7 protein-coding genes are annotated in these 8,674 nt (G+C 71.3%); 3 read left to right on the plus strand and 4 right to left on the minus strand.

Annotated features, from left to right (window positions below; genetic code table 11):
* The first annotated feature begins 540 nt into the window (after positions 1-540).
* Both IH09_RS35685 and IH09_RS35690 read left to right on the plus strand, forming a co-directional pair.
* Complete coding sequence (locus tag IH09_RS35685) at positions 541-1,416, plus strand: alpha/beta fold hydrolase (protein WP_205379566.1); 876 nt, start codon at positions 541-543, stop codon at positions 1,414-1,416.
* Positions 1,417-1,852: 436 nt separating this feature from the next.
* Complete coding sequence (locus tag IH09_RS35690) at positions 1,853-2,347, plus strand: GreA/GreB family elongation factor (protein ID WP_052861911.1); 495 nt, start codon at positions 1,853-1,855, stop codon at positions 2,345-2,347.
* 394 nt (positions 2,348-2,741) lie between these two features.
* Here IH09_RS35690 and IH09_RS35695 read toward each other — a convergent pair whose 3' ends face one another.
* The 3 genes from IH09_RS35695 to IH09_RS35705 form a co-directional block, all read right to left on the minus strand.
* Positions 2,742-3,557 (minus strand): family 1 encapsulin nanocompartment shell protein, encoded by an 816-nt coding sequence (locus tag IH09_RS35695; protein WP_052861912.1) that lies wholly within the window; start codon positions 3,555-3,557, stop codon positions 2,742-2,744.
* A gap of 5 nt (positions 3,558-3,562) precedes the next feature.
* Positions 3,563-4,558, minus strand: a complete 996-nt coding sequence (locus IH09_RS35700) for a Dyp-type peroxidase (RefSeq protein WP_052861913.1) — start codon at positions 4,556-4,558, stop codon at positions 3,563-3,565.
* A gap of 287 nt (positions 4,559-4,845) precedes the next feature.
* A complete protein-coding gene (locus IH09_RS35705) occupies positions 4,846-7,158 on the minus strand; it encodes an FdhF/YdeP family oxidoreductase (protein WP_052861914.1) in 2,313 nt (770 codons plus the stop codon).
* 201 nt (positions 7,159-7,359) lie between these two features.
* Between IH09_RS35705 and IH09_RS35710 the strand changes: the two genes are divergently transcribed.
* Positions 7,360-8,016, plus strand: a complete 657-nt coding sequence (locus IH09_RS35710; RefSeq protein WP_052861915.1) for a maleylpyruvate isomerase N-terminal domain-containing protein — start codon at positions 7,360-7,362, stop codon at positions 8,014-8,016.
* 131 nt (positions 8,017-8,147) lie between these two features.
* Here IH09_RS35710 and IH09_RS35715 read toward each other — a convergent pair whose 3' ends face one another.
* Complete coding sequence (locus IH09_RS35715; protein WP_052861916.1) at positions 8,148-8,582, minus strand: nuclear transport factor 2 family protein; 435 nt, start codon at positions 8,580-8,582, stop codon at positions 8,148-8,150.
* Positions 8,583-8,674 lie beyond the last annotated feature (92 nt).

An 8,674-nucleotide genomic window follows, 5' to 3' on the forward strand; every position in this document is an offset into this window, starting at 1 on the left:
CATAATCGAGTCCCGGTCCGAATTCCGGCATGCCGAAATTGTTCCCGGTGAGGGACCGTGCAGTAGTGGTGTGCCGCTGAAGCGGCGGGATGGCTGCCGTGGGACCTGTCGGTTCCGCGGCAACTCGTAGAACTTACACGATCGTATGGGTGCGGCACGACTTGGGGGCACGTTCGCGGTAGTCCGCGCTACCCGGGACTGCTGGGGCGCCGGACCGCCTGATCACGGGGCGCCTACAAGGCGGGCGTATTCCGGTGATCTGTCCCGGATCAGCGCACCCGCGACGGCATCTGGGCCGGGGCGGGCCGCTCCCGCCCCGCTGGACCGGCCAGCCTTCGCGTGTGGCCCCTTCTCCGGTCAGTGGGGAGAGTGCGTTTCTCCGGTCAGCGGGGAGAGTCCGTGGACGGTGCCGTCGGTGCCTTGGGGGCAACCCGCAGGTGCGGGGGCCGCAGCGGTGCCGGGTCCGGTGGCGTCGGCCCGGTGCGGAGCCGCGGTGAAAGTCCGGTGCGAAGTGTTCCGTCCGTGGTCATGATGTCGGTCATGAACGTGTACGTCGAAGATCCTGCCCGGACCGGTGAGAGCCGGCTGTCCGACGGACGGTTGCTCGGCTGGGCCGAGTGGGGGCCGCCGGACGGGGTGCCGGTGCTGTGCTGTCCGGGGGCAGCCACGAGTCGGCGGCTCGGCTTCGGCGCGGGCGTGGTTGAGGCGCTCGGCGTGCGTCTCGTCTCCGTGGACCGCCCGGGGCTCGGTGTCTCCACGCCCGCACCCGGCCGGACGTTCTCCGACTTCGCCGGTGATATTCGTCAGCTCGGTGCGCTGCGGGGGCTGGGGCGCCCGGCCGTGGTCGGGAACTCGCAAGGTGCGCCGTTCGCGCTCGCCTGCGCCGCGGCGGGCGTCGTCTCCGCGCTGGCTGTCGTCTCCGGCGCGGACGAGGTCGCCGCGCCGGAGTTCGCTTCCACTCTGACGGCGGATCTGCGTGGCCTCGTCGAGCGGACCGCGCGCGACCCGGAAGGCGCCGAGGAGTTCTTCGCGGGGTTCAGCGCGGAGGCGATGTGGGGCATGGTCATGGCCGGGAGCCCGGAGTGTGACCTCGCGGTGTATCAGGATCCTGATTTCGCGGGCGCCTACCGACGGGCCCTGGCCGACGGCTTCGCGCAGGGCGCGGCCGGCTACGCCCGCGATACGGTCCTGGCCATGGGGCGGTGGCCGTTCGCCCTCGACGAGATCACCGTCCCGGTCGACATCTGGTACGGCGAGCTGGACACCAGCCACTCACCCGACAACGGGGCATCGCTCGCCACCCGTATGCCCGGCGCCCACTACCGCGTCGTACCGGGGATCGGCGGCGCGCTGCTGTGGACACATGCCGAGCCGGTCCTCAAGTCGCTTCTTGCGAGAGCCGCCGCCGATCGTTAGAGGGCGCCGCCGACCGGTGGACGGCGCGGTCCCGGGCGTGCCGGGACGGGTGGCGTGTGCTGTGACGGATGGGTGGTCGGTGACCTTCCCGGGGCCGGGCCGGGGGCGGTACGGGGGCGGGAACATCGCCGGAGCCCGGTCGGCATTGCTGCGGATGACCCGGCCCGTGCATGTATGGACATGAGCATGGCTATGCGCACGCCATGGGCACGGGCAGGGGATGTGAGGGACGCCGCCCTGCTTCGGCTCGTGCCATCGGCCTGTTGGTGCGCTCCCCCGGCCTGCTGATGTGCCGGCTTCGATGATTTGCCGGGCCCGGTGGGTGATGCGCTAATTGAGATGCCTTGTACGTAAATATCTCGTACGTAGATGTCCCGTACATAGGTGTCCCGTACATAGATGTCCCGATCGTTCCACCGGCAGCACGGGAGCAGGCATGGCCGAGGGTCCCGAGCCCATCAGCGTTGACGCCCTTCGAGCGCTCCGGCAGGAGCTGGCCGAGCTGCGCGCCGAACGGGGGCCGGTGGCCGCGACCTTGCGGAGCGAGGACCCGGTGGGTGACCGGGCCGACGAGGCCGACGCGTTGCAGCGCGCCTCGGAGGTCGCGCGGCTGGACGGACGCATCGCCGAGATCGAGGGGCGGATCCGCGAGGCGTCCGTCGCGGATCCGCCGCCCACGGACATGGTGGGGGTGGGCAGTACCGTCACCGTGCGCTTCGCGGACGGTGCGGAGGCGACCGTCCGGATCAGCGAGATCGTCGCGGAACCGGACCGGACCCTGGTGACCGCCGACAGCCCGCTCGGGCGTGCGCTGCTCGGGCACAGCGCCGGTGACACGGTGGCCTACGAGACGCCCGACGGCAGCACCACCGCCGTCGTCCTGTCCCTCGGGGACACCACCGCTCCCCCGGACAACGGGCCGCGCGCGTAGCGGTCCCGCCACCGGAGTAGCGGTGGTGGCCGCTTCGACACGTCCCGGCCGAAGCTGCTGAGCGGGGCGCGGCGGTGCCGGGGCGGTGCGGCCTCCTCCCCCAGACCGGGAACGGCTTTCCCCTCACCCGCGGACGTCGGGAACCGGCCGGTCGCCGTCGTCGGCGCGGGCACTCCGGTACGCGGGAACACCCTGATGCTCGCCACCCGCGGCGACGCGGTCCGCTTCCACGGCCCGTCGCAGCGGGCGAGAGAGGCGGCCCGCACGGATATACGCGTATATAGAGGAGAGCGTGGCCGGGATGGATGCCGGCTCGCCGGGCCGGGTGACGGTCACGGGCGATCCGGCGGCGGGCCACCCCGCACCCGGGTGGCATCCCCCGCGTGGCGTTTGCTCAGTGCTTCAGCACGACGACGGCCTCGTCCGTGTCCGTCAGGAAGGTCAGCGTCTCCTGGAAGTACAGGGTGATGCTGCTGGCGTCGTGGGAGGTGTAGCCGATGGCCACGTCCTGGCCGAGGCGGAGTTCGAAGTCGCCGCCGCGGGTGGACAGGACGAAGGCGCCGCTGAGCGCCGGGGCCCAGATCGGTGCACCGTCCAGCATCCGGGCCAGGTGCGCCGCGATCGGGTAGCCGTGGTCGGAGGTCTCGCTGACCGCCCGGTACTCGTCGGCGCCCAGAAGCAGCGCGTACGGGCCGTCGACCCCGGCGAGCCGCAGCGATGTCACGGCGCGGCTGATCGCGTCGGGGTAGTCGCGTGGCTCGGCGGGGAGGCTCAGCACCGGGTTCGACGTCCGGTCCCGCAGGCCGTCGATGCCCGCCGCCGGGTATCCGTCGAAGATCGCCCGGTCCTCGGCGAACGCCATGGTGCGCGCCGCGTCCTTCACGGGCTGCCAGTCGGAGTCGTTCGAGCCGCGCGTGACGTCGTCCACGGCGGCCCTGCTGACGGAGAACGGCACCCGTAGTTCGACGAGCGGTTTCGCCTCCCGCAGGCAGGCCGTCACCCCGGGGGCGGGCGACGCGATCTCCGTGCGGTGGCCGGTGCCGACGGCGGCGAGGGCCGGGCCCGCCGGTTCGGGCACGTCGACGACCCGGCGGCCCGCGACATGGCGCCGGAAGGTGCGGCCGGCCTCTTCCTCGATCTGCGCCCAGGCCGCCTGGGTGACAGGGGCGAGTTCGCGATGCAGGTTGTTCGTGGCGGCAGGGGTCGTCATGGCGCTCACGCTCCTTTCATGCCGCCGATGCCGAGGGAACCGTCCGAGGGGACGGCACCGGAACGAGCGGCGGCGGGCGGGTCGGGAAGGGAGTCGAGGAAGTCGGCGCTCGGCGCGAAGAAGAGACCGCCGGTCACGGCCGTGGAGAAGTCGAGGATGCGGTCGGTGTTGCCCGGCGGGTCGCCGAGGAACATGTTGTCGAGCATCCGCTCGGTCACGGCGGGCGTGCGGGCGTAGCCGATGAAGAAGGTGCCGAACTCGCCGCGGCCGATGGTCCCGAACGGCATGTTCTCGCGCACGATCTTCCGCTCGGCGCCCTCGTCGTCGACGATCGTGTTGAGCGCGACATGCGAGTTCGCCGGTTTGACGCCGTCGGGCAGCTCCACATTGGCCGACTTGCTGCGTCCGATGACCCGTTCCTGCTCCTCGACGCTGATCGACTGCCAGGCCGTCATGTCGTGCACGTACTTCTGCACGATCACATAGCTGCCGCCCCGGAAGTCCGCGTCCTCGTCGCCCACGAACACGGCCTCGGCCGCCGCCCCGCCCTGCGGGTTCTCGCTGCCGTCGACGAATCCCATCAGGTCACGCTCGTCGAAATACCGGAAGCCGTGCACCTCGTCGACGACGGTCACGGCGTCGCCCAGCCGCTCCACGATCAGCCGGGACAGCTCGAAGCAGAGGTCCATCCGCCGGGCGCGCACGTGGAGCAGGAGATCGCCCGGTGTGGCCGGGGCGCGATGGCGGGGTCCGGTCAGCGGCTGGAAGGGGTGGAGGTCGTGCGGCGGCGGGCCGTCGAAGAGGCGGGACCAGGCCGCCGCACCGATCCCGACGACACCGGTGAGTGCCGCGTCGGGCGCACGGAACCCCACCGAGCGGATCAGCCCCGCGAGCTCTTCGAGCGCCTCCCGCGCAACCGCCTCACCGCCGGGGTTCAGCGTGACCACCAGGAACACGGCGGCCTTCGAGGGAGGCACGACGACGGCCTGCGTGGTGACCACGTGACTCCCGGGGACGATAGGGGCAAAACGGATATACGGGTTGGGGTCAGGGTATCGGCGGCCGGGGCTGTGCGCAGTCCGGGAAGGGTGCGCGGGTTACGCACGGGGCGGTCGGCGGGGATGGCTGCCGCAGGTCACCCGACAGGCCCTGCCCGGTGCCGGCCCACTCCTCCATGCCGTCCGCGAGAAGATCTGGCGCTTCCGGATCGGCACCCCTCGCGCCCGCCGTCCGGGCATCCGGCGCGGCTCGTCAGGCCCTCGCGCTCCGCCAGCGCCCCGCCCCCCGCTCAGGTGGCGGGGTTGATGGTGACCTTCACATGTTTCATGATCGGCTGGTCGCTCTGGGTGCTGTAGTCGCCGATCGCGCACAGGACGTTCATCTCGGGCATATAGCCGGCCGCACAGCCGCGGGGGATGTCGTGGGGAACGGCCAGATAGCCGTTGAGGTGGCGCCGGGTGCCGTCCTTGGCGGTGCTGGTGATGTCGACGGGGTCGAACTTCGAGAGTCCGCGTTCGCGCATATCGTCCTGGTTCATGAAGACGAGCGTGCGCAGTCTCCTGATGCCCCGGTAGCGGTCGTTGTCGGAGTAGATGGTGGTGTTCCACTGGTCGTGGGAGCGCAGGGTGCCCAGCGTCAGCGTCCCCGGGGCGGGTACGACGTCGGGCAGCGGGGCCGTGGAGAATTCGGCGCGGCCGGACGGGGTGCGGAAGACGAGTTCCCGCGCGGGCTGCTTGATCCGGAAGCCGAGGGGCAGCCGTACGCGCCGGTTGAAGTCCTCGAAGCCGTCCAGGACTTGGGCCATGGTGTCGCGGATGCGGTCGTAGTCCTCGATGTACCGCTCCCAGGGGGTGGCGCTGTCGGGGAGGGCGGCGCGGGCCATACCGGCGATGATGGCCGGCTCGGAGAGCAGGTGCGGGGAGGCGGGGCGCCGCATACCGACGGAGAGGTGCACCATGCTCATCGAGTCCTCGACGGAGGTGCTCTGGACGCCCGTGCGCTGGTGGTCCTTCTCGGTGCGGCCGAGGCACGGCAGGATGAGGGCCCGGCGGCCGTGGACGAGGTGGCTGCGGTTCAGCTTGGTGCTCACCTGGACGGTGAGATCGCAGTTCCGCAGCGCCTCGCAGGTGTACGGGGTGTCGGGCGCGGCGAGCGCGAAGTTGCCGCCCATGCCGACGAACACCTTCACCTCGCCGCGGTGCATCGCCTGGATGGTGCCCACCGTGTCCAGGCCGTGCTCCCGGGGCGGCTCGATCCCGCAGACCTCCGCGAGGCGGTCGAGGAACTCCGGGCCGGGGCGGTGGTCGATACCGCAGGTGCGGTTGCCCTGGACGTTGCTGTGGCCGCGCACCGGGGAGGGGCCCGCCCCCTCCCGTCCCAGGTTCCCCCGCAGCAGCAGGAGGTTGACGATCTCCCGGACGGTGTCGACACCGTGCTCGTGCTGCGAGATGCCCAGGCACCAGCTGACGATGGAGCGGTCGGCCTCGCGGTAGATGCGCGCGGCCTTGAGGATGTCGGGGCGGCTGATCTCGGTCTGCTTCTCGATCTCCCGCCAGGGCGTGGCCTCGCACAGCGCGCGGTACTCCTCGAAACCGGTGGTGTGCCGGTCGATGAACTCCCGGTCCAGCGCCCGGGGATCGGAGGTGGCCTGCTCCAGGATCGCCTTGGCCATCCCGCGCAGCAGCGCCAGGTCGCCGCCGATGCGCGGCTGGAGGTTGAGCGTGCTGGTCGGGGTCGCGTGGCCGGTGGCCATGGAGCGGAAGTCGTGCGGGATGATCGTCCGGGTGGCGGCCGCCTCGATCAGGGGGTTGATGTGGACGACCTGGGCGCCGCGCCGGTACGCCGCCGCCAGGGCCGTGAGCATCCGGGGCGCGTTGGAGGCGGCGTTGACACCGAGGATGAACAGCGCGTCGGTCGCCTCCCAGTCCTTGAGGTCGACGGTTCCCTTGCCCGTGCCGAGCGATGCCTGCAGGGCGCGGCCGCTGGCCTCGTGGCACATGTTGGAGCAGTCGGGCAGGTTGTTCGTGCCCAGTTCCCGCGCCATGAGCTGGTAGAGGAAGGTCGCCTCGTTGCCGAGCCGGCCGGAGGTGTAGAACGACGCCTGGTGCGGGGAGTCCAGCTCGCGCAGGGTGCGCCCGACGAGTGCGAAGGCGTCCTTCCAGCTGATGGGGAGGTAGTGGTCCGTACCGGGGTCGTAGACCATCGGTTCGGTCAGCCGGCCCTGGTTCTCCAGCGCGTAGTCGCTCCACCCGGAGAGCTCGGTCACCGAGTGGCCGGCGAAGAACTCGCGCCCGACCCGCTTGCGGGTCATCTCCCAGGTGACGTGCTTGATCCCGTTCTCGCAGATGTCGAGGTGCAGGCCCTTGGTGTCGTCGGGCCATGCGCAGCCCGGACAGTCGAAACCGCCGTTCTCGTGGTTCATCCGCAGGATCGCCCGCGGCCCGTCGGCGAGCGCCCCCTCCCGCACCATGAACCGGCTCACGCTCTTGGCCGCGCCCCAGCCGGCGGCGGGGTGGTGATACGGATGAGATTCCGGCTCCCCTTCGGGGACGGGGCCCACGCGCGGCTCCAGCCGCCCCGCTTCGTCACGGGAAGCGCTCACGTCACTCACCCTTCTGCCGCACAAAACGGTGCAATGGATGACTTTCGATCAGCCTAGGCCCGCCGATCACAGCTCGCCATCGCGGCCCGGGACCCGTTCGGCGCGAGGGTGGCCGGCCCGGTCCACGTGCGCCGGCCGTGTACGTGAACCGGCCGTCCCTCTGCGCTTGTCCGCCCTTCCGTACCGCACCAGCTTGCCGATGTGGATCTCTTCTCACGCTCGTGGACAGCGTTGCGCACGGCGGTCGCCCAGCTTCCGGACGAGGATTTCGCGCGACCGTCCGGCTGTGCCGGCTGGCTCGTACGGGATCTGGTGTGCCACCTGATCATCGACGCGCAGGATGTCCTGATCACCCTGGTGACCCCCGCCGAAACGGAACCGACCCGCGACGCGGTGACCTACTGGGACGTCGCCGGGACGCCGCCGGCCGGTGACGACCCGCTCGACGCGCTGATCGTCCGGCTGGCCGCCGCGTACGAGGAGCCGTCGCTGCTCAGGTTCCACCTCGACGACGTCGGCTCCGCCGCCGGACGGGCCGCCGCACTCGCCGATCCGGGCCTGCGGGTCGGCACCCGCGACGTGGTCCTCACCGCGGGCGACTACCTCTCCGCGTACGTCCTGGAGTGGACGCTGCACCACCTCGACCTGGTCGCGCACCTCCCGGACGTGGCGGGACCGTCCGAGGAGGCGCTCGCCCGGACACGCGACATGCTGGAGCGGATCGCCCGCGCCGCGTTCCCCGCGTCGTTCTCCGACAAGGACGCGCTGCTGGTCGGCACCGGGCGGCGGGCCCCGACCGCCACGGAGAAGGCCGAGCTGGGCGAACTGGCCGCGAAACTCCCGCTCGTCCTCGGCTGACCGTCCGACTGAACGGGGCCTCCGGCGCGGGCACGGCCACAGCGGCGCGGGGACCGGGCACCCGGAGTTCCCCGATGCCCGGCACGCCGGATTCTCCTCGGGTTCCCGCATCACCTCTCCGGTGACCGGCGCTATCGATCGGCCGGCGCCGGGAGGAGGCCGTCGGCGACCAGACCGGCGAGTACCGCTTCGCCCAGCGCCTGCACCGCGGACTGCGGGCGGACCATCACGGTGAACTCCTTGATCCGTCCGTCGTGGTCGAAATGCAGCAGGTCGATGCCGTGGATCTGCTTGCCGTTCACGGTGGCCCGGAAGAGCAGGACCGTCGCCGGGGCCGTATCTCCGTCGGCACTGGTCTCCGCGGTGCCGGCGAAGTCTCCGACGTAGCGGAAGTCCTCGAAGGTGCGCAGGAGCACCCCGAAGAGGCCCAGCACCATCGCCCTGCCCTCGAACGGCGTGAACTTCACGGGGCTGTAGAGGCGGACGTCCTCGGTGAACAGGCCGTCCAGGGCGGTGAGGTCACGGCTGTCGACGGCGGCGCGGAAGCGGTCGGCGGTGGTGGTCATGGCCTCTCCGTAAGTTGTTAGGCGGCCCGGGAGGGCCGGGTGTGGCTTATGGCTTCTTGCCTTCAGTGGCTTCCGAGGAGTGGCCGCCCGGC

It is taken from the genome of Streptomyces celluloflavus, from assembly GCA_000720995.1.
Taxonomy (GTDB): Bacteria; Actinomycetota; Actinomycetes; order Streptomycetales; family Streptomycetaceae; genus Streptomyces; species Streptomyces celluloflavus.